The sequence below is a fragment of the Amycolatopsis sp. NPDC049253 genome (genome assembly GCF_040678995.1).
In the GTDB taxonomy this organism is placed as follows: Bacteria; Actinomycetota; Actinomycetes; order Mycobacteriales; family Pseudonocardiaceae; genus Amycolatopsis.
This window is the reverse complement of sequence record NZ_JBFAQX010000026.1, coordinates 61,256-81,213: the sequence shown is the minus strand read 5'-3', so window position 1 is coordinate 81,213 and position 19,958 is coordinate 61,256. Positions and strand designations below refer to the sequence as shown.

Below are 19,958 nucleotides of genomic sequence, written 5' to 3'. Positions count from 1 at the left end.
CGGGTCCGCTCACCCGTCGGCGGTGGTGCGGGTGAACCAGGCCGCCAGTGCGGAGCGGGGGCGGACGCCGAGTTTCGCGCGGATGCGTTCGAGGTGGGTCGCGACCGTGCGCGGGGCGATGCCGAGGCGGCGGGCGATCTGCTGGTTGGTGAGGCCGTCGGTGACGAGCGCGGCGACGGTGTGCTCCTGGGGTGTCAGGCGGCCGTGGCCGGTGGCGTGGAAGTGCGCGCTCGCGTCGAGGGCGTGGGTGACGGCGGCGGCGAGGGACACGCGCGCGCCGGCCCGGGTGGCGGCGTGGGCGCGGCGCGGGTCGAGACCGGCGGTGGCGGTCGCGGTCGCCTGCCGGACGCGGCGGCGCCACGCGGGTTCGGCGACGGCGCCCAGGCCGCGGCGGACGGCTTCGGCGCAGGCGAACAGGCCCAGCGCGCGCTCGTGCTCGCCGCGGGTGGCCAGCACGATCGCGACGCCCTCGGTGAAGTACGGGACCTTCAGCCCGTCGGTGGGATTGGTGACGAGCAGCGCCTCCACGAACCGGGCCTCGGCCGTCGCGTGGTCGTGCGCGGCGAGGGCGAGCGCGCCGGCGGTGTGCAGCACGCTGGCGAGCCGGCCGGGCGTCGCGTGCGCGCGGGCGAGGGGCAGGCCTTCGGCGAGGACGTCGCGGGCGGTCGCGAGGTCGCCTGATTCGAGGGCGGCCCAGGCGAGATCGTTGAGCAGCAACGAGATCACGGCCGGGTCGGCGAGTTCGCGCGCGATCGTCAGCGCTTCGCCGTAGCGCTCGTCCGCGCGCCGGCCCGACGCTCGCAGCCCGGCGGCGAGCAGGTCGAGGATCGACGCGACGCGCGCCTTGCGGTCCAAAGTGGACTCCAGGGCGAGGGCTTCCTCGCCCAGGCGCAGCTGCTCGGCGTACCGGCCGGTGCGGTGCGCCGCCTTGCACAGCGCGGCGAGCAGCGACGCTCTGAGGTCCGGCCGGTCCTCGACGTGCGGCAGGGCGTCGCGCAGCAGCTGCTCGCTTTCGGCGACGTTGCGGCCCAGCGCCAGCCACGACCGGGCGAGCCCGCAGGCCGGCACCGCGAGCCGGGCGTCGCCCCGCGCGGTGAGCCGGCCGACGGTGGCGAGCACCGGTTCGGCCCGCGCGACGAGCTTCCGGCAGAGCCCGTCCGGCAGCAGGAACGCCGTGAGGTGCGGCTCGATCTCCGCGACGAGGTAGGTGGCCAGCCGCTCGAACGCGGCGTCGGCACCGCCCGCCGCCTCGAGCTGCTCACGGGCGAAGGCGCGCCCGGCCGCCCACAGGCGCAGGCCGGTCGTGCCGTCGGCCGCCGGCTCGGACACCAGCAGTGACGCCGCCACCAGCCGCTCCAGCACCTCCGGGCCGGCGCCCAGCACGCCCGCGAGCTCGGCGTCGAACGGCCCGGGCAGCACCGACAGCCGCTGCCACGCTTCACGTTCGGCCGCACCGAGCCGCCCGTGGTCGCGCTCCAGGCCCGCGCGCACCGAACCCCGGCCGGGCTCCAGGTCGAGCGCGGTCCGGACGCCCTCCAGTGCCCCGGCCGGCCCCAGCAGCCGCACACGCGGCGCGACCAGCTCGAGCGCCGCGGGCACACCTTCGAGCACCCGGCACAGCCCCGTGACCTCCGCCGGGATCACGGAGAAGAACGGGTCGAGCAGGTGAACCCGGTCCACCAGCACCCGCGCCGCATCGGCCGGCGCCAGCCCGCGCAACGGCAGCACTTGTTCACCCTCGACCCCCAACACCACCCGGCTGGTCGCGACGATCCGCAGGTTTCGGCGCTCCCGCAGCAACCGCCTGACCAGCGCGGCGCACACCTCGGGCCGTCCTTCGCAACCATCGAGCACGAGCAGGTCCCCGACCTCGGCGGGAAGGGGGAGCGTGCTCGTTCCGAGGAGCCGCTCGCTCGGGTCGGAGGCGAGTGGTGGTGCGGGGGTGGCTGCGCTCCCGGCTGTGTTCTCGCCGAGCTGGAGATCATTCCGGTGCGACAGTGGTCGTCCCACGTTGTCCGGGTCGTGGATCGTGCTCGCGCGAGGGCGGAGCGCATCGCCGGGCGTGCGCGGCCGGCCGGCGTCGGAGGTGTAACCAGTCGTGCCTGTCTCGGACGGGCGCTCGCTGCGGTCGTGAACCGACGACTGTCCGAGCCCGGCCGCGGGGCCGACTGTGCTCGCGTCAGCCGCGGAGTAGTGCCCGCCTGGTGCAACCCGCTCCCCGGGCCCGGCCGGCACCAGCTCCACAGTGGACACATCCACCCGGCAAGCCCCACCCAGCTCCGCCGCCAGGCGTGACTTGCCGATGCCCCCCGGCCCGGTGATCGTCACCAGCCGGTGGTGGGTCAGCAGCCGGCGCAGGGTGGCGAGTTCCGGGGCGCGCCCGGGGCAGCCCGTGCCGCCCCGGCGGGATCTCAGCCGGCGGCGGTAGGCGCGCTGGCGGCAGGCGCCGGAGCAGAAGCGGGCCCGGCGGCCGCCTGCGGGGCCGGGTGGGGCCGGCAGGGGAGCGCCGCAGCTGAGGCAGCGCGGGTCCGTCGGCATGGTCTGGACCCTAGAGTCGCGGCCGTAACGCCCGACAGAGCCATTTGAGCGCATCCGAGCAGCAGTTTCGTAACGCAGGGCCGTGCTGCCGACTGGGCTCGACCCGTTCCACTGCCTACGTTGAGTTCACATATCTGCCAGCTATTCAGATACTTGAACGGAGTTGCAGTGCTGCCTCCTTCACGGTCCCGGTTCCGGCTCTCGTTGATCCTCGCCACCGTCGCCGGGCTGCTCGCCACCACGGCCACCGCGGCCGGTGCCACACCCGCGCAGCAGCCGCCGCCTCTGGTGTGTTCGTTGCCGATCGTGTCGCTCGCATGTCAGCCCGACACGGTCGTGCTCGACGGGGCGCGGCTCACGAAGAACCGCGTCGGGTTGCTGCTCGGCGACAGAACCCTTCGCACCTCGCTGGCCGACCTCCTCAAGCAGGCCGACGCGGCGCTCACCAAGGGCCCGTGGACGGTCGTCGACAAGGAGCGCGTGCCGCCGAGTGGCGACAAGCACGACTACCTGAGCCTCGCGCCGTACTGGTGGCCCAGCCAGCCCGCGACGGCCGACAACCCGCAGGGCTGCCCGTACGTCCAGCGCGACGGTGTGCTCAACCCCGAGACCACCGCCGTGCCGGACAAGGCCGAGCGGCTCACCGCGTTCAGCTCCGTCTACCAGCTCTCCCTCGCCTGGTTCTACACGCGCAAGCCCGAGTACGCGCAGCGCGCGGCCCTCGACCTGCGCACCTGGTTCCTCGACGCGGCCACGAAGATGAACCCGAACCTGAACTTCGCGCAGGGCATCCCCTGCAAGAACGACGGCCGCGGCATCGGCATCATCGAGTTCGCCTACACCTTCACCCAGGTCCTCGACGCGGCGCGGATCCTCGACGCGGGCGCGCCCGGCTGGTCGAAGACCGACGCCGCGGCGATGAAGGGCTGGTCGGCCGACTTCCTGACCTGGCTGCGCACGAGCAAGAACGGCACGGACGAAGCCGCCGAGACCAACAACCACGGCTCCTTCTACGACATGCTCTCCGCCGGCATCGCGCTCTACACCGGCGACAAGGCGCTCACGAAGCAGATCGTCGTCACCGCCGAGAAGACCCGCCTCGACCACCAGATCGCGGCCGACGGCAGCCAGCCCGAGGAGTCGACGCGCACGCGCAGCTTCCACTACCACACGTTCAACCTCGTCGCGCTGACCCGCCTCGCGCAGATCGGCCGCCACGTCGGCGTGGACCTGTGGGCCTACCGGACGCCGGAGGGCGCCAGCCTGTTCAAGGCCGTCGACCACCTGCTGCCCGCCGCGACGGGCGGGGCGGCGCAGTGGCCGCTGCCCGACCTGAACTTCCTGCAGTACGCGGCGCTCGACAGTGTCCACGCCGCCGCCGACGCGGGTGACGCCCAGGCCAAGGCCGCGCTCCCGCACATCCCCGCCCCGCCGGGAGGTGATCTCTACCCGGTCCGCCCGGCCGCCGAGCAGCTCGACGACATCTCGGTCACCGGCTGAGCCCGGCGCCGCGGCGGGACCTTCCCCCGCCGCGGCAGGATCGGTCTTGTTATCGGACTCAGCACGTGGGACCGTTGGTTGGAAATTCCTACCGATGGAGGACTCCTCGTGACCGAGCTGCCGCGCAAACTCGCCGCCCACCCGTCGGTGCAGGCCGTGTTGAAGCGCGGCACGCGGCCGAAGCCCGGGCCGATCGACGCCGCGTGGCTGCGGGAGCTCGCGCTGGCCGCGGGTGCCGACGACGTCGCGGCCGTGTCGCTGGACCACCCGGACCTGGCGGGGGAGCGGCCGCACGTGCTCGCCGCGCTGCCCGGCACGCGCAGCCTGGTCTCCCTCGTCGTGCGGATGAACCGCGACAACGTGCGCACGCCGGCGCGCAGCGTCGCGAACCAGGAGTTCCACCGCAGCGGCGAGATCATCAACGAGGCGGCCCGCACGATCACCCGCGAGCTGCAGGACGCCGGCTACCGCGCGCTCAACCCGTCGGCGACGTTCCCGATGGAGATGGACCGCTTCCCCGGCCGGATCTGGGTGGTGGCGCACAAGACCGTCGCGGTCGCGGCCGGCCTCGGCGTGATGGGCCTGCACCGCAACGTGATCCACCCGAAGTTCGGCAACTTCGTGCTGCTGGCCACGCTGCTCGTCGACGCCGAGGTGACCGGCTACGGCGAGGCGCTGGACTACAACCCGTGCGTGGAGTGCAAGCTGTGCGTGGCCGCGTGCCCGGTCGGCGCCATCGCCAAGACGGGCGAGTTCGACTGGGCCGCCTGCTCCACGCACAACTACCGCGAGTTCATGGGCGGGTTCACCGACTGGGTGGAAACCGTGGCCGACAGTGCCGACGGTGCGGAGTTCCGCCGGCGCGTGACCGATTCCGAGAACGCGTCGATGTGGCAAAGCCTTTCCTTCAAGCCGAACTACAAGGCGGCCTACTGCATGGCCGTGTGCCCGGCGGGTGAGGACGTGCTCGGACCGTACCTCGAAGACCGGCGCGAGTTCATGCGCACGGTGCTGCGACCGTTGCAGGACAAGGAAGAAACGATCTACGTGACCCCGGCGTCGCCCGCCAAGTCCCATGTGGAACGCCGGTTCCCGAACAAGACCGTGAAGGTGGTCCCCGGCCGCACCCCGTGAGTTCACCCGGACGGGCAGGCGGTTCTCACGCCCGCGAACGGGAACGCGTGGAACCCTTTTCGGCGAAACCAGCCGGGAAGTGAAGGGGAGCGCTCGTGATCAAGACCAGCCGAGGTGGCGGCGGGGTGCGGAAGGTGACGTTCGTCCTCCCGCTCGACACCCCGCCGGGGCCCGTCAGCGTGGTCGGCGACTTCAACGACTGGCAGCCCGGGCGCCACGAGCTGCGCAAGCGGTCCAACGGCACGCGCTCGGCCGCCGTCGAGGTGCGGCCCGGCGCGAAGCTGCGCTTCCGCTACCTCGCGACAGGCGGGCAGTGGCTCGACGACCCCGACGTGTCTACCCGCGACGGGCATGACTGCGTCTTCGTCGCGGAGTAAGGGAACGTGTGCTCCACAACACCGTTGTTGTGGAGCGCGTGTTCCTTTACTCTCGGGTTCGTGCCCAGGCCGCGCATCCACGACCCCGAACGGCTGCTCGACGTCGCCGAGCGGCTCGTCGCCGACCGCGGTCCGGAAGAGCTCACCGCGCGCGGGCTCGCGCTCGCCGCGGGCGTGCCGAACAGCGCGATCTACCACAGCTTCGGCTCGCTGCCCGCGCTCGTCGGGCGGACGTGGCTGCGGGCCGCGACCCACTTCGTCGACGTGCAGGAGGGCCTGGTCGACGCCGCTCTGGCCGAGGCCGGTCCGGTCGCGGCGGTGGTCGCCGCCGCCGACGCACCGGCCGTCGTGGCCGGACAGCGCCCGGATGCCGCGCGGCTGATGATCAGCGTCTCACCCGACCGCGTGCTCGGCCCGCAGCTGCCCGACGAGGTCGCCGAGGCACTGCACGCGCTGGACAAACGCCTGGTGCGCCTGCTCGTGCGCCTCGCGCGCGAGCTGTGGCAGCGCGGCGACGGCGTGGCCGTCGAGGTGATCACCACGTGCGTCGTCGACCTGCCGAGTGCGATCTACCGCCGTGAGCTGGCCGAAGGCCGCGTCGGCGAGGACAGCCGCCGCCGGCTCGCCGCCGCCGTGCGCGCGGTGCTCGCTCTGCCGCCGCCGAAGCGGCGTTCGTCCCGTTCCGCAACCACTGTCTGAAAAGGACTCTCGCGATGCCCGCACTGACCCACCACGAAGCCGTCTCCGTCCTCGACTTCGGCGCCGACGAGAACCGGTTCTCACCCGCGTGGCTGGAAGAGGTGAACACCCATCTCGACACGGTCACGGCCGGCTCGGCGCCCGCCGCGCTCGTGACCACGGGCAGCGGCAAGTTCTACTCCAACGGCCTCGACCTCGAGTGGCTGACCGCCCACGGTGACGAAGCCGGCAAGTACGTCACCGACGTCCACGAACTGCTCGCCCGCGTGCTCGCGCTGCCCGTGCCGACCGTCGCGGCGGTGAACGGGCACGCGTTCGGTGCTGGCGCGATGCTGGCCATGGCCCACGACTTCCGCGTGATGCGCACCGACCGCGGGTTCTTCTGCTTCCCCGAGGCCGATATCAACATCCCGTTCACGCCCGGCATGGCCGCGCTCATCCAGGCCAAGCTCACGCCGGCCGCGGCGGTCGCGTCGATGACCACCGGGCGGCGCTTCGGCGGCCCGCAGGCCCGGGAGCTGGGCCAGGTCGACGCGACGGCCGACGAGGCCGCGCTGGTCAGCACGGCGAGCGAGGTCGTCGCGCCGCTGGCGGGCAAGGACCGCGGCACGCTCGGGGCGATTAAGTCCACGATGTTCGCGTCCGCGTTGACGGCCCTGCGCACGCCGGCGGATCTGGTCCGCTAAGCTGCGCGCGCGGCGGTGGGGCTCGCCGCTCCGGGCCGTCCGGGCAACCGCAGCGCTCGCTGCCAACAGTCCCTACTCGAACCGAGGGCGCTAGCATGCCCGCGTTGAGTAGGAGACGTCTGTGCCCGAATCATCTGGTTCTTCCCCTCGGACGCCGCTGTGGCGCCGAACGGCGGTGCGGGAGAACGCGCCGGTCCTCGCCGTGGTCGCCCTCGGCGGCGGCCTCGGCGCGCTCGCGCGGTACGGCCTCGCGGAGCTGCTCCCCACCGCACCCGGGCACTTCCCGCTGGCGACGTTCCTGATCAACGTCACCGGCTGCTTCCTCATCGGGGTGCTCATGGTCGCGGTCACCGAGGCGTGGACCGCGCACCGGCTGGTGCGGCCGTTCCTCGGGGTCGGGATCCTGGGCGGCTACACCACGTTCTCGACCTACGTCGTCGAGATCCACGGGCTGCTGCGGCCGGGCACGGTCGGGCTCGCGTTCGGCTACCTCGCGGGCACGCTCGTGGCGGCGCTGCTCGCGGTGGTGGCCGGGATGGTGCTCGCGCGAAGAGTGTTCATCCGTCCGGAAAGGACGGTCGAGTCGTGACGGTGCTGCTCGTGTTCGTCGGCGCGGTGATCGGGGCGCCGCTGCGGTACGTCACCGATCGCTTCGTGCAGGCTCGCCACCGCAGCGGGTTTCCGTGGGGCACGTTCACGGTCAACCTGGTGGGGTCCTTGGTGCTGGGCTCGCTCGCCGGCGCCGGGTCGACGTTGCCCGGCGCCGTCTCGATTCTGGTGGGTACGGGGTTCTGCGGAGCGCTGACGACGTACAGCACGTTCGGCTACGAGACCGTACGCCTGCTCGAACGGCGGGCGTACGGTCTCGCGGTGGCCAACGTGGTACTCAGCGTGGCCGCGGGACTGGGCGCGGCGACGCTCGGGTACGCGGTGGTCGGCTCGCTCGTCTGAGCTACGCGGCGAGGTTCGCGTAGACCACGATGTTGTCCTCGTAGCTGTCCTCGGCGTGGTCGAACACGCCGCCGCAGGTGATCAGCCGGAGTTCCGGCTTGGTGCTGTTGCCGTAGACGGCGTCCTGGGGGAACTGGTCCTTGGGGACCTGCGTCAGGTGGTCGACGGTGAACTTCAGCTTCTTGCCGTCGCTGCGGTCGATGTCCACCTCGTCGCCGGGGGCGAGGTCCTTGAGCTTGTAGAAGATGCCGGGCTTCTTGTCGCCGTCCACGTGGCCGAGGACGATGGCCGGCCCGACTTCGCCGGGCACGGGGGAGAGGCGGTACCACGCGGCCTGCATCGGAGTTTTCACCGAGGGCACGGAGATCTTGCCTTCGAGGTTGACCGCGACGGACACCAGGCTGGACTGCGCGCCGATCTTCGGGATGCTGACCGACGTCGGGCGCAGACCCTTGAACGGTTTCGTGACCGGCACGCTGCTCGGAACCGGTTTGGCCGCGGCGGCCGGTGCCGGGGCGGGTGCGGAACTACAGCCGGCCAGCACGGCGGTGACGGCCAGTGCCGAGGCAACCGCCGCGATGAGCTTGGTTCGGTTCATCGGCTCAGAACCAGAACCGCGCGGTGCCGCCGAAACCGGTCTCGACGCCGCCCTGGGGTGCGTAGCGGACCTGGACCGTCGGACGGGTGACGACCGGGCCCGGTGCGGCCTTCGTGGTGTCCGAAGTGGACGTCGAAGTGGCCGGGTTGGCGCTGGTGCCGGTCGGGGTGTCGCTGGCGGCCGGAGTTTCGCTGGTGTCCGAAGTGGGCGGTGCGACCTGTTCGAAGGTCACGTCGCCGTCACCTTCCTGACCGTCACAGGTCCAGCTGAACGGCGCGGTGGTGCCGGTGAACCCGTCGACCACGCGTACGTCGTAGTTCCAGTAGCGGCCGTCGGCGCCGTCCTGGTCCGGACCGGCGGTCACGGTGAGGCCGACGGTCGCGACGTTCCCGGGCGCCCCGGAGGCGCAGGCGATGACCAGCACGCCTTCACCGCCGAGGCCGACGAAGCCGTGGCCGGCGTTGTCGGTGTACGGGTCGGACGGGGCGGTGGTTTCCGTGGTCTCGTCGGCGTCCTGGCCGGTGTCTTTCTCGGCGCGGGGCTTCGCGGCGGCCGGGGCGCGGCGGCCCTCGGTGGTCTGCACCTCGGGGTCGGCAGGTGTTTCGATGGCGCCGGTCGTGCTCGGCGCGCTGGCGGAGGTCGGAGTGCTCGAGTCGCTGGTCGGGGTCTCCGAGGTACTGGAGTCCGATGTGGCCGGTGCCGGTGGGTCCGTCGACTCGGACGTCGCCGTGGTCTCGACCGGCGCGGTGGGGTCGTCCTGCGCGAACGCGGCGGGCGCGGACGCGAGCGTGAGGGCGGCGCCGGCGAGCACGGCACCTGCGAGACGGCCCAGCGGTTTCTTCACGGCGACTCCCTGCTGCGACGGTGCCCGACGTCGGGCAATGGCGGGATTCTGCCGCAGAAAAGCGTCGAAGGGAAATGATTCCCGGGTGGGGAAAACCACGCTCGAATTCTGTAACGTTCCGCGTTTCCGGGCCGATGGAATTGCTCTGGTGTGACCTCAGGAAACGACCTGATAACGAAGACGGTGGGCGTGATAACGAAACCGATCGTAACACGCCCACCATTCCCGTGGGCTATCCGGCACTTCTTTTCGATCTTCAGGCGCGGCCGCGGACGAGGTCGATCAGCCGGCCGAGCACTTGTTCGCCCGCCGCGCGCAGGCCGTTGTGCTCGTACTCGTTCGTGACCCACGGGCGCATCGTCGGGATCAGCCGCGCGGTCTCTTCGGAGAACCGGCGGTCCACGTACGCGTCCTCGGCGTAGATCGCGGCGGCGCACGGCACTTCGCAGCTTCGCAGCACGTCGGCGTCGTAGAGGCGCGGCCACTCGCGCTCGGCGAGCAGCTCGGCGGCTTCGCGCAGCGGGGCGAGGCCGGGCAGGTCGGCGAACACCGAGGGGAAGACGTGCTCGCCGGTGAAGAGCGTGACGTCGTCGTCGTACTCCGCCGGGCGCGTGCGCTCGGCCGACCAGCGGGTGGTGTGGCCGTCGGCGTAGCAGGCCTCGTGGATCACCGCGTAGAGCGGGTTGCGCGCCGAGAACGGCAGCGTCGCCGCGACGTCGTGGGCGAAGGCCGGCGAGCCGGGGTCGCGCTCCAGCAGGTAGTGCAGCGCCTCGGCGCCTTCGCTCGAGCCGAGGACGTGGCCGAGCTGGCGGAACAGGCGTGACGTGATCGGCGTGCCGTCGGGCAGGGCGAGCTCGCCGGCGTCGAAGCGCGCATGCAGCTTCCGCACGCGCTCGCGGTCTCCGGGGTAGCGCTGGTAGTAGCGGCGGTTGCGCTCCAGCAGCGTCGCGTACGTCGCCTTGTACACCTCGTCGGGATGGCGTTCGACGGGCGGCAGGCCGCCGGTGAAGAACGCTTCCCGCAGGCCCTCCGGCGCCTGCGAGAGGTAGGCGAGCGCGGTGAACCCGCCGAACGACTGGCCCAGCACGCTCCACCGGTCCACGCCCAGCCGCTGCCGGACCAGCTCCGCGTCCCGCACGATCGAGTCGGCGCGGAAGTGCGCGAGGTACTCCGCCTGCTCGGCGGGTGTGCGCCCCGGCAACGTGCCGACGGGGGTGGAGTTGCCGGTGCCCCGCTGGTCCAGCAACAGCACCCGGTAGTCCCTCAGCGCCCGCCCCAGCCACCCCGCGGCCCCACCTGAGGGCCGCGGCGCCTCGTGCCCGGGCCCACCCTGCAGGAACACGAGGAACGGCCGCTCCTCCCCGCCGTCCGGCGCCGCGACCTCCCGCGCGAACACGGTGATTCGCTCACCCCCTGGGTCCCCGTGATCCAACGGGACGTCGAACTCGTGCTCGGTGAGAACCAGACCGGGGACACGCACGGAGGTAGGCATGGGGTCGATCAAATCACGCCTGAGCCGGCCGGGCGGGGTGGTTTTCGGCGGGCTCCACCGCCTGGGCTTGGCGGGTTGGTGGCGCGAACGGTCGGCTTGCGCTGCTGGTGCGGCGTTAGCGGTCCCGTCGCGGGGTTGGTGGTGTGCGAGCGGGCGGTCGGCGCCGCAACGTCGGCGCGGCGGGACCGATCGTGACCGGGCGTGCGGCGTGACCGGTCGCCTGCGGCGGACCGGATGAAGGGTCTTGTCGGGCTGCTGCTGCGGCGCGAGTGGTCACGCCCGTGGGGTTGATGCTGTGCGAGCGGACGGTTCGTGCAGCGTCCCCGCGGCGAGTGGTCCGGTCGCGGCGGCAGCCGGGGTGCGTGGCGGCGGCGCTGGTGCGCGGTGCAGGCGGTTCCGCGCTGGGCCGTCTCATTGGGCGGTGTGGGCGGTCCGATCGCGCCGCTGCTGCTGCGCGGGTGGTCGGGTCGTGGGTTGGTGGTGGGCGGCAAACGGCCGGTCCGCGCGGGTAGTCGTCCGCTCGCGTTGGCAGTCGGTATCGCGGGGTGCAGCTGAGCGTGCGGGCACGGCCGAAGGCGGGCCTGCGCCGTGTCATCTGGTCGGGTGGTGGGTGGTGTGAGCGGTCCGGTCGGGCTGTTGCTGCGGCCCGAACGGTCCCGTCGCGGGATCGGCGACGCGCGAGGGGGAGGTTCGTGCTACCAACACGCCACGAACGGTCCATCACGGCGGGCCGGTGCCGCGAGCAGTCCGTTCACCCAGACCCCGGCAAGAGGGTGTCGGGCCGGGGTGGTGCGTGGTGGTCGAACGGGAAGCGTCCAGCCTGGAGAGCCCCGGGCGCGGCTACGGTGATCTTGTCCGGACTGCGAGGGGAAAGCACCTGTGGGCAAGCGCCTGTTCTTCGTCGCCGCGCCGGCGGCGGGGCATGTCAACCCGGCGTTGCCGCTCGTGGCGGAGCTGGTGGAGCGGGGGCATCGGGTGACGTTCGCGAGTGGGCCGGCGCATGCGGGGGCCGTCGAGGGGGCCGGGGCGGAGGCGGTGCGGTTGCCGTGGACGCTGGGCCCCACGGCGTTGTCGCGGGAGACGTTCAGCACCACGAGCTTCGTGAACCTGCTGGACGGGCTGCTGGAGGCGGCGGCGCCCGAGATCGACGCGCTCGTCGAAACGGTCCGGGATGCCGAAGTGGTGTGCTTCGACGCGACCGTGGCGCCCGTCGCCGCCGCGGTCGCGCATCGGCTGGGTGTGCCGGCGGTCGCGATGGTGGCCAGCATGGCCGTGAACGAGCACCTGCCGCCGGCGGAGCTGCTGCCGCCCGACTTCCGGCCGGACAACGAGGCGTTGGTCCGGTTCGCGACGCGCCTGCACGGGTTCTCGCGGCAGCAGGGCCTGCCCGCGCCGCTGGTGCCGACGGCGGCGCCGCCGGTGCCGTTGACGCTGGTGTCCGTGCCGGCCGCGTTCCCGATCGCGGCGGAGACCTTCGACGCGACCTACCGGTTCGTGGGCCCGACGGTGCGTGCCGAGGAGTGGGCGCCGCCGGCCGCGAAGCCGGTGCTGCTCGTGTCGCTGGGTACGGCGTTCACCGACCGGCCCGACGTGTTCCGCGCGTGCGCGCGGGCGTTCGCCGGCACGGAGTGGCACGTGGTGATGGCGCTGGGCCGCACGGACCCGGCGCTGCTGGGCGAGCTGCCGCCGAACGCCGAGGCGCTGCCGTCGGTGCCGCAGCAGGCGGTGCTGGGCCACGCGAGCGCGTTCGTCTCCCACGCCGGCATGAACTCGATCATGGAGGCGCTTTCGCGAGCCGTGCCGCTGGTGACGCTGCCGCAGGTGCCCGAGCAGGCCGTCAACGCCCGCCGCGTCCGGGCGCTGGGCCTCGGCGAGGCGCTCGACTCCGAGGCCCTCACCCCGGAGCTCGTGCGTGAGACGGTGCTGCGCGTCGCCGGCGACGCGGGCCTGCACGACCGGCTGGCCCGGATGGCCAAGGAGATCACCGCCGCGGGCGGCGCGAAAGCCGCGGCCGGCGCCGTGCTGGGCCTGCTGGGCTGACCGTCCACAAGGGACGTTACTGCTTGCCCATCGACCGGCGGATCTCGGCGAGCTTGTCCTTCGCGGCCTTGTCGCGGTCGGCGATCTTCTTGTCGAGCGACTCGATCGTCTCCGGCCCGCCGATGCCCGCGAGCTCCTGCGCGCCCACCGAGGTGTTGTAGCGGTTCTCGATGCGGTCGCGCACGAAGTCGAACGACGGCACGCCGCCCTCGCTGTAGTCGGGCTCGGGCAGGTCCGCCGCCGGAACGCCGGGGTTCGCCGGGCTCTCGACGATCTCGGCGTCCAGCGGTTCCTGGTTGTCGCCGGGCTGGTTCGTGGTCATGTGGCTCTCCTGCCGTCGCGGTCCCCACCCCCGACCCTAGCCGTGTCCGCAACCAGTCGCCTTTGCCCGGTAGCGGCGCGGCCGCGGTGTTCAGGACTTTCGGCTGTCCCGGTCACCGACAGCCGCCTTGACACCGGTGAACCCGGCTCGGAAATGTCGATGCCGCACGGATTCCTCGGCCCGCACACGCCGCCACGTGTCGCGTCGTGTCGAAAGGACGGTCCTCCCCAGTGCCAGCACAGTCCGAACACCCCGATCAGACACTCGCGAGAAGAAGCTTCCTGGCGCTGGGCTCCGGCGCCGCCCTCGCGGCGACGTCCGGGCTCACGTTCGCGAGCCCCGCCGGGGCCGCACGCGCGACGGAAACCCCGAAGCAAGCCCCGCCCCCGGCCGCCCACGCCGCCGGCCAGCCCGACTTCGGCCCCAACGTCCACATCTTCGACTCCGGCACCGCGAACATCCAGGCCACCCTCGACGCCGTCTACGCCCAGCAGCGCGGCAGCCAGTTCGGCGAGGGCCGCTACGCGCTGCTGTTCAAGCCCGGCGCCTACTCCGTCGACGTCAAGCTCGGCTACTACACCCAGGTCGCCGGCCTCGGCCTGCAGCCCAGCGGCGCCAGCATCACCGGCTCGCTCGGCGTGGAGGGCGACGCGCACGGCAACGGCACGCTCGTGAACTTCTGGCGCGGCGCCGAGAACCTCAACGCCGTGCCGAAGAGCGGCGTCGACACCTGGGCCGTCTCGCAGGCCACCTACTACCGCCGCATCTACCTGCTCGGAGACCTCAAGCTGTCCGACGGCGGCTACTCCAGTGGCGGGTTCATCGCCGACTGCCAGCTCACCGGCCAGGTCAACTCCGGCACCCAGCAGCAGTGGCTCACGCGCAACTCCGTGGTCGGCTCGTGGGTGGGCTCGAACTGGAACTTCGTGTTCGTCGGCTCGCCCGGCTCGCCCGCGACCTCGTTCCCGACGCCGCCCTACACCTCGGTCGAACGCACGCCGGTGATCTGCGAGAAGCCGTTCCTGTACGTGGACGGAGCCGGCGCCTACCAGGTGTTCGTGCCCGCCGTCCGCACCGACGCGGAGGCCACCAGCTGGGAGGCGCGCAAGCCCGAGGGCACGTCGCTGCCCATCGACGCGTTCCACATCGCCAAGCCGGCGGAGTCCGCCGCCGACCTCAACGCCGCCCTCGCGCAGGGCAAGCACCTGCTGCTCACGCCGGGTATCTACCACCTCGACCGGCCGCTCACCGTCACGCGCGCGAACACCGTCGTGCTCGGCCTCGGCTACGCCACGCTGATCCCGGACAACGGCGTCACCGCGCTGGACGTCGCCGACGTGGACGGCGTGCGCGTCGCCGGCCTGCTCGTGGACGCGGGACCGGTCGCGTCCGACCCGCTGATCCGCTTCGGGCCCGACGGGTCGCGCCGCGGCCACGCGCGCAACCCGAGCTCCATGCACGACGTGTTCGTGCGCGTCGGCGGGGCCGGCGTGGGCAAGGCCAAGCGGTGCGTGGTCGTCAACAGCGACGACGTGCTCATCGACAACATGTGGCTGTGGCGGGCCGACCACGGCGCGGGCGTCGGCTGGGACGCCAACACCTCCGACGTCGGCCTGGTCGTGAACGGCTCGGGCGTGATCGCCTACGGCCTGTTCGTCGAGCACCACCAGAAGGCGCAGGTGCAGTGGAACGGCGAGGGCGGCCGCACCTACTTCTTCCAGAACGAGATGCCCTACGACCCGCCGAACCAGGCCGCGTGGATGGACGGGACCCACCGCGGTTTCCCCGCCTATGCGGTGGGCGACCACGTCCGCACGCACGAAGCGTGGGGCCTGGGCAGCTACTGCATCTTCGCCGAGGACCGCACGATCGTGTCCGACCGCGCCATCGCCGCACCGCACCGCCCGGGCGTGCGGTTCCACAGCATGATCACGTTCTCGCTCGGCGGCGGCCAGGGCACGATCGCCCACGTCGTCAACGACACGGGTGGCCCGTCGGACGCCGTCACGGGCCTGGCAATGCTGAAGTCGTACCCGTAACACTTGTTCCGGACAACGAAAACCGCGCCGCGACCGTCCACACCCGACGGTCGCGGCGCGGGACCCTCAGCCTTCGAAGCCGTGCTCCTTCAAGATCGCGTCGATCCGGGCCGCGTGGTCGGCGTCCCACTCGTCGAGCGTCTGCGCCTCCTCCTTGGCGAGCCGGGCCTGCGCGGCCAGGAGGATCCGCTCCGCGTCGGCGGCCGGCGTGACCACGACGCCCTCCTCGTCAGCGGTCACGATGTCGCCGGCGTGCACGGTGACCCCGCCGCAGCTCACGGGCTCGCCCAGCGGCGCGACGGCCGCCTTCGTGCCGGGGATCGGGATCACGCCGCGGGCGAAGACGGGGAACCCCAGCTCGCGCACCTCGGCGAGGTCGCGGATCACGCCGTCGAGCACGAACGCCGCGATCCCGTTGCGCTGCGCCACGGCGCAGACGTTCCCGCCCGCCAGCGCGTAGTCCAGGTCGCCGGACTCCACCACGACGATCGAGCCCGCCGGGGCGCGGTGGATGGCCGCGTGCAGCATCAGGTTGTCGCCCGCCGGGCACTGGACCGGGTAGGCCGGGCCGGCGACGCGCGGCACCGGGCCCCACAGCGGCCGCACGCCGATGTCCATCACCTGGTCGCGGCTCAGCAGGTCGGCGAGGGTCGTGGTCGGGATGTCGCGGAATCCGTCGGGCATGGTCCTCCTGTCACGTCTTGGTGTCCCCTGGGCGAGACCGCGATCGTCGCAGGAAAGTGCCCCGGAGTCGCGGACTCCGGGGCACGTGTGACGCAGTTCGCTCAGTGCATGATCGGCGGGCCGAGCGGGAGCGCGGACCCGCCCGTGGCCGTCGAGGCCGAGCTGAAGAACAGGTACACCCCGACGGCGGCGAACACGAGCACGACGTACCCGCCGACCTGGAGGATGCCGGCCGAGCCCTGGAGCGTGCCGACCAGCACGAGCACGAGCGCGACCTCGATGAGGACGAACAACAGGGTGTAGGCCACCGGCAACCGCAGGGTCGCGAGCGTCAGCATGCCGACGATGACGAGCCAGGAGATGAGGAACAACCCCTGGGTGGCGACGGCCGCTGACGCGTCGATCCCGAACCAGTTGTGGGTCAGGCCGAGCACGAGCAGTGCGTAGCTCAGCCAGAACCCGGAGAAGATGGCGAACACGCCCGCCACCGCGCTCTGGCCCACAGCGGCGGCCCAGACCGCCGCGATGACCAGGCCGAGGCCGGTCGCGGCGATGATGACGGCGAGTGACGCGCCGACGGCGGTCGCGGGCACGTAGCCGATGAGGACGAGCCCCAGCGCGACGGATCCGACGACGAAACTGGGCAGACCGACCATCATCGGGTCGGCGGCCGGGGGCGCTTCGGGAGCGGCCTCCGCAGTGTGCTGGGCAGGTACTCGGGGGACACTTTCGGCACTGGTATCGAGGGTGGTCATGAGCGGGCTCCCTGGTCGGGCATCCGGAATGTGCCTGGTCGTGTGCCTGGTCGTCGCGGTGGCACATCGCTCGGTATACGCCTGTCCCCGGAAGGCGGGAGTCTCATTTAGAGACGCCGCCAACCAGGTGGAAACCGGGGCACACCGCCCACATCCGGCCCCTACGCTGCAGTGATCGCCCTCACAGGACCCGGCGAACCGCTCCGCGCGCCGCTTCGCGCGGAGCAACGACTGGGCCACGAAACGGCCTAGCTCCGGCTACGCCGAGTGGATCCCGTGAAATGTCACGCAGGGTGACCGCCGGAGTGCTCCGCCCGGAGGCCGGGTTTCCCGTCCCGCTCGGCCCGGGCGGTCGGCGTCGCCTCCGACAGGTCCGGACCGGGCGCCTTGGCCGAAACCGTGCTGGGGTACCCAGCTGCCAGGTCCACAAAGGACTATCCGGCACAGGTGCCGTTCGACGTCGCCCCGGTGCTGAAGAACTCGACACCCTCAACGGCGCACGGGAGGTGGGCGAACGACGAGTGCACGTCGTCGGTCACGGTCAGGAGCGCACCGCCGACCTTGGCCCGCATCTCGCGTGCCCACGGGAACGGGGTGTTGGTCTCGAACTCGTGCCCGACGAGCTGCAGCGGGCCGGAGCCGCGCACGAGTTTCGTGGGCCGCGGCGCGAACGGCCAGCCGGCGCACCGCGCGTCGCCACCCGGTTCGAAGGCGGCCACCGGGTACCGGGCGGCGAGCTCGAGCCCGTGCTCCCACGCCTGGTCGATGTCGCGGGCGCCGGGGGAGTCGTTGCAGTTCACGGCGGCCAGGACGAACCCGATCTCCCCGTCGCGGTAGCCGACGTCGAACCCGTTGCCGGCTGGTGCGGACGCGGGCGGTGCCGTGGTCGCCGGCGGCTTCCCGTCGCGGGCGTCGGCGAGCGCTTGCGCGGCCGTCGCCCAGTCGGCGCGCGCGGCGAGCAGCTGCCGGTTGGCCCAGTGGTCGTCGTGGTCGCCCAGGGGCTGGGCCGCGAGCCGGCTCCGCAGCGCCAGCAAGGCGTGCGAGACGGCCGGGCCGGTGCTGCCGAACCCGTAGGTCGCGTCGCGCTCGGCGAGCCAGCTCGTGAAGTCGTCGAAATGGGCTTCGGACGCGGCGGCCTGGTCGTCGGACCGTGCGACGGCCTCGCCCGGCGCGAGCACGGAGTCCAGCAGCATCCGGTCCACGTGCTCGCCGAACAGGCTGCGATAGGCGGTGCCGAGCGCCGTGCCCCACGAGTTGCCGAAGTAGCCGATCTTCTCCTCGCCCAGTGTCCGGCGGATCACGTCCATGTCGCGGGCGACGTTCGCCGTGGTCATCGACCGGGCGAGGTCGGGGTCCTTCCCGGCGCAGGTGCGCAAGCGGTCCGCGACGGTCTTCGCCTGGTCCTTGAAGCGCTGCTCGGCGGTGCCGGTGGAGGGCGGGCGCGGCACGTTCGCCGGATCCAGTTCCGGGCAGAGGATCTTGTCGCTGTAGTCCGAACCGCGGATGTCGAAGCCGATCAGGTCGTGCGTGCGGCCGATGCCGGCCAGCTCCGTCCGCGTGAGCTCGTCCGGGAAGGTGGTGCCCTGTTCCCCCGGGCCGCCGGGGTTGACGAGCACGACGCCTTGCCGGTTCGCGGGATCGCTCGCGCGGACCCGGCTGACGGCGATCGTGAGCTGCCGGCCGCCGGGCTGCCGGTAGTCCAGCGGTACGCGGACCGTCGCGCACTCGCTCACTTCGCCGTTCGCCCAGCCTTCGGCGATCTGCGCGCACTGCTGCCACTGCATGCCTTGCGCCGGTGGCGGCGCCACCGCCGTCGTGAACGGCACCGCCAGAACCGCCAGTACCACGGCCGCACCCTTGGCCACGTCGTCCGCCTTCCCGTCATCGGTCTTCGTCGGGTCCGACGGTGCCGGGCGGGTGTGCGCGGGCTGTCCGCGGCGCGTACTGGTTCGGTAACGGCTCAGCCGGTGCTCTCGTCGACGTCGAGGGTGTGGCCGAGGCGCTGCTGCTTGGTCCGCAGGTAGCGCAGGTTGTGCGCCGTGGCGGCGGCGGGCAGCCCGACGCGGTCGACGATCTCGAGGCCGTAGCCGTCGAGACCGCCGTATTTCGCGGGGTTGCCGGTGATCAGGCGCAGGCGGGTGATGCCGAGGTCGGCGAGGATCTGGGCGCCGACGCCGTAGGAGCGGGAGTCGACGGGCAGGCCCTGGGCGGTGTTGGCGTCGACGGTGTCGAGGCCGGTCTCCTGCAGGGCGTAGGCGCGGATCTTGTGCGCCAGCCCGATGCCGCGGCCCTCGTGGCCCCGCAGGTAGACCACGGCGCCCGCGCCCTCGGCGGCGATGGCGCGCAGGGCCTGTTCGAGCTGGGCACCGCAGTCGCAGCGCAGGGAGCCGACGATGTCGCCGGTGAGGCACTCGCTGTGCACGCGCACGAGAGCGCCGCGCGGGCCGCGGCTCGCGGCGGCCGCGTCGCCGTGGACGAGGGCGAGGTGCTCGGTGCCGTCGGTGGTGGAGCGGTAGGCGACGGCGCGGAACTCGCCGAAGACGGTGGGCATGGCGGAGGTGGCGACGTGCTCCACGAACCGTTCCGTGACCCGCCGGTAGCGCACCAGGTCGGCGATCGCGAGCACCGGCAGGCCGCGCTCGGCCGCGAAGCGCGTGAGCCGTTCGCCGCGGCACATCGAGCCGTCCTCGGCGACGATCTCGCCGATCACGCCCACCGGTTCCTGCCCGGCCAGGCGCAGCAGGTCGACGGCCGCCTCCGTGTGCCCGGCACGCACGAGCACCCCGCCTTCCCTGGCGCGCAACGGGAACACGTGCCCGGGCCGCCGCAGCTCGCCGGGCCGGGTGCCCGGTGCCGCGAGCGCGCGCAGCGTCGTGGCCCGGTCCGCCGCCGACACGCCGGTGCCGCTCCCGACGTGGTCGACGGTGACCGTGAACGCGGTGCCGTGGGCGTCGGTGTTGTCCTCGACCATCGGCGGCAGGCGCAGCGCGTCGGCGCGCTCGGCGGTCATCGGCGCGCACACGATGCCGGTGGTGTGGCGCACGACGAACGCGAGCCGCTCCGCGTCGGCGACGGCGGCGGACAGGACCAGATCACCCTCGTTCTCCCGGTCGGCCGCGTCCGTCACCACGATCATCCGGCCCGCCGCGAGCGCCGCGACCGCGCGCTGCACCGCGAGCGTCGAGGGCAGGCCGGCCGGGGTGCGGGGCTGGGTCATCGTCGGCTCCTGGGAGGTCGGTGGGCGTGGGCGTGAGGGTACGAGGACCGCGGCGGCCGCAATAGCCGTAACCCGCAGCGGA

18 protein-coding genes are annotated in these 19,958 nt (G+C 72.5%); 9 read left to right on the top strand and 9 right to left on the bottom strand.

The genetic code is table 11. The features are described 5' to 3' along the window. Positions 1-9: 9 nt before the first annotated feature. Positions 10-2,538 carry a LuxR C-terminal-related transcriptional regulator gene (locus AB0K15_RS37625; protein WP_364061928.1) on the bottom strand — a complete coding sequence of 843 codons (2,529 nt, stop codon included), beginning with the start codon at positions 2,536-2,538 and terminating at the stop codon, positions 10-12. Positions 2,539-2,706: 168 nt separating this feature from the next. Here AB0K15_RS37625 and AB0K15_RS37620 point away from each other — a divergent pair, with 168 nt between their 5' ends. From AB0K15_RS37620 to crcB (AB0K15_RS37590), 7 genes are all read left to right on the top strand, one after another. Next, a complete protein-coding gene (locus AB0K15_RS37620) occupies positions 2,707-4,038 on the top strand; it encodes an alginate lyase family protein (protein ID WP_364061925.1) in 1,332 nt (443 codons plus the stop codon). 108 nt (positions 4,039-4,146) lie between these two features. Next, positions 4,147-5,172 (top strand): 4Fe-4S binding protein, encoded by a 1,026-nt coding sequence (locus tag AB0K15_RS37615; RefSeq protein ID WP_364061922.1) that lies wholly within the window; start codon positions 4,147-4,149, stop codon positions 5,170-5,172. 95 nt (positions 5,173-5,267) lie between these two features. Then, positions 5,268-5,549 carry an isoamylase early set domain-containing protein gene (locus tag AB0K15_RS37610; RefSeq protein ID WP_364061919.1) on the top strand — a complete coding sequence of 94 codons (282 nt, stop codon included), beginning with the start codon at positions 5,268-5,270 and terminating at the stop codon, positions 5,547-5,549. 60 nt (positions 5,550-5,609) lie between these two features. After that, positions 5,610-6,248: a helix-turn-helix domain-containing protein gene (locus AB0K15_RS37605; RefSeq protein WP_364061916.1), complete on the top strand. Its 639-nt coding sequence runs from the start codon at positions 5,610-5,612 to the stop codon at positions 6,246-6,248. A 14-nt stretch (positions 6,249-6,262) separates the two neighbouring features. Continuing rightward, a complete protein-coding gene (locus tag AB0K15_RS37600) occupies positions 6,263-6,934 on the top strand; it encodes an enoyl-CoA hydratase-related protein (protein ID WP_364061913.1) in 672 nt (223 codons plus the stop codon). Between the two features lie 121 nt (positions 6,935-7,055). Further along, positions 7,056-7,523, top strand: a complete 468-nt coding sequence (gene crcB / locus AB0K15_RS37595; RefSeq protein ID WP_364061910.1) for a fluoride efflux transporter CrcB — start codon at positions 7,056-7,058, stop codon at positions 7,521-7,523. Further along, positions 7,520-7,885 (top strand): fluoride efflux transporter CrcB, encoded by a 366-nt coding sequence (gene crcB, locus AB0K15_RS37590; RefSeq protein ID WP_364061907.1) that lies wholly within the window; start codon positions 7,520-7,522, stop codon positions 7,883-7,885. Before crcB (AB0K15_RS37595) ends, crcB (AB0K15_RS37590) begins: the two co-directional genes overlap by 4 nt. A gap of 1 nt (position 7,886) precedes the next feature. Here the strand turns inward: crcB (AB0K15_RS37590) and AB0K15_RS37585 are convergent, their stop codons facing one another. The 3 genes from AB0K15_RS37585 to AB0K15_RS37575 form a co-directional block, all read right to left on the bottom strand. Then, on the bottom strand, positions 7,887-8,483 hold the full coding sequence (locus AB0K15_RS37585) for a class F sortase (protein ID WP_364061904.1): 597 nt from the start codon (positions 8,481-8,483) through the stop codon (positions 7,887-7,889). A gap of 4 nt (positions 8,484-8,487) precedes the next feature. Next, positions 8,488-9,327, bottom strand: coding sequence for a hypothetical protein (locus AB0K15_RS37580; RefSeq protein ID WP_364061901.1), 840 nt, complete (start codon positions 9,325-9,327; stop codon positions 8,488-8,490). 256 nt (positions 9,328-9,583) lie between these two features. After that, positions 9,584-10,819: an alpha/beta fold hydrolase gene (locus AB0K15_RS37575; protein ID WP_364061898.1), complete on the bottom strand. Its 1,236-nt coding sequence runs from the start codon at positions 10,817-10,819 to the stop codon at positions 9,584-9,586. A gap of 879 nt (positions 10,820-11,698) precedes the next feature. Here AB0K15_RS37575 and AB0K15_RS37570 point away from each other — a divergent pair. After that, positions 11,699-12,859: a macrolide family glycosyltransferase gene (locus AB0K15_RS37570; RefSeq protein ID WP_364061895.1), complete on the top strand. Its 1,161-nt coding sequence runs from the start codon at positions 11,699-11,701 to the stop codon at positions 12,857-12,859. A 16-nt stretch (positions 12,860-12,875) separates the two neighbouring features. On the opposite strand, the gene AB0K15_RS37565 is transcribed toward AB0K15_RS37570, so the two are convergent. Next, complete coding sequence (locus AB0K15_RS37565; RefSeq protein WP_364061892.1) at positions 12,876-13,181, bottom strand: hypothetical protein; 306 nt, start codon at positions 13,179-13,181, stop codon at positions 12,876-12,878. A gap of 230 nt (positions 13,182-13,411) precedes the next feature. Between AB0K15_RS37565 and AB0K15_RS37560 the strand changes: the two genes are divergently transcribed. Next, a complete protein-coding gene (locus tag AB0K15_RS37560; protein WP_364061889.1) occupies positions 13,412-15,220 on the top strand; it encodes a coagulation factor 5/8 type domain-containing protein in 1,809 nt (602 codons plus the stop codon). 66 nt (positions 15,221-15,286) lie between these two features. On the opposite strand, the gene AB0K15_RS37555 is transcribed toward AB0K15_RS37560, so the two are convergent. The 4 genes from AB0K15_RS37555 to AB0K15_RS37540 all read right to left on the bottom strand — a co-directional run bounded on the left by AB0K15_RS37555 (position 15,287) and on the right by AB0K15_RS37540 (position 19,876). Then, complete coding sequence (locus AB0K15_RS37555; protein WP_364061886.1) at positions 15,287-15,904, bottom strand: RraA family protein; 618 nt, start codon at positions 15,902-15,904, stop codon at positions 15,287-15,289. Between the two features lie 101 nt (positions 15,905-16,005). Continuing rightward, entirely contained in the window at positions 16,006-16,659 is a 654-nt protein-coding gene (locus AB0K15_RS37550) for a GPR1/FUN34/YaaH family transporter (RefSeq protein WP_364061883.1), read from the bottom strand. A 434-nt stretch (positions 16,660-17,093) separates the two neighbouring features. Next, on the bottom strand, positions 17,094-18,524 hold the full coding sequence (locus AB0K15_RS37545; protein ID WP_364061880.1) for an alpha/beta fold hydrolase: 1,431 nt from the start codon (positions 18,522-18,524) through the stop codon (positions 17,094-17,096). A 95-nt stretch (positions 18,525-18,619) separates the two neighbouring features. Next, a complete protein-coding gene (locus tag AB0K15_RS37540) occupies positions 18,620-19,876 on the bottom strand; it encodes a bifunctional 3,4-dihydroxy-2-butanone-4-phosphate synthase/GTP cyclohydrolase II (RefSeq protein ID WP_364061877.1) in 1,257 nt (418 codons plus the stop codon). Positions 19,877-19,958 lie beyond the last annotated feature (82 nt).

What these genes read in the sequence shown, in the direction of transcription:
- AB0K15_RS37625 (WP_364061928.1), bottom strand. Translation starts at nt 2,538, where the DNA reads ATGCCGACGGACCCGCGCTGCCTCAGCTGCGGCGCTCCCCTGCCGGCC.
- AB0K15_RS37600 (WP_364061913.1), top strand. Translation starts at nt 6,263, where the DNA reads ATGCCCGCACTGACCCACCACGAAGCCGTCTCCGTCCTCGACTTCGGC.
- AB0K15_RS37585 (WP_364061904.1), bottom strand. Translation starts at nt 8,483, where the DNA reads ATGAACCGAACCAAGCTCATCGCGGCGGTTGCCTCGGCACTGGCCGTC.
- AB0K15_RS37575 (WP_364061898.1), bottom strand. Translation starts at nt 10,819, where the DNA reads ATGCCTACCTCCGTGCGTGTCCCCGGTCTGGTTCTCACCGAGCACGAG.
- AB0K15_RS37565 (WP_364061892.1), bottom strand. Translation starts at nt 13,181, where the DNA reads ATGACCACGAACCAGCCCGGCGACAACCAGGAACCGCTGGACGCCGAG.
- AB0K15_RS37555 (WP_364061886.1), bottom strand. Translation starts at nt 15,904, where the DNA reads ATGCCCGACGGATTCCGCGACATCCCGACCACGACCCTCGCCGACCTG.
- AB0K15_RS37550 (WP_364061883.1), bottom strand. Translation starts at nt 16,659, where the DNA reads ATGACCACCCTCGATACCAGTGCCGAAAGTGTCCCCCGAGTACCTGCC.
- AB0K15_RS37540 (WP_364061877.1), bottom strand. Translation starts at nt 19,876, where the DNA reads ATGACCCAGCCCCGCACCCCGGCCGGCCTGCCCTCGACGCTCGCGGTG.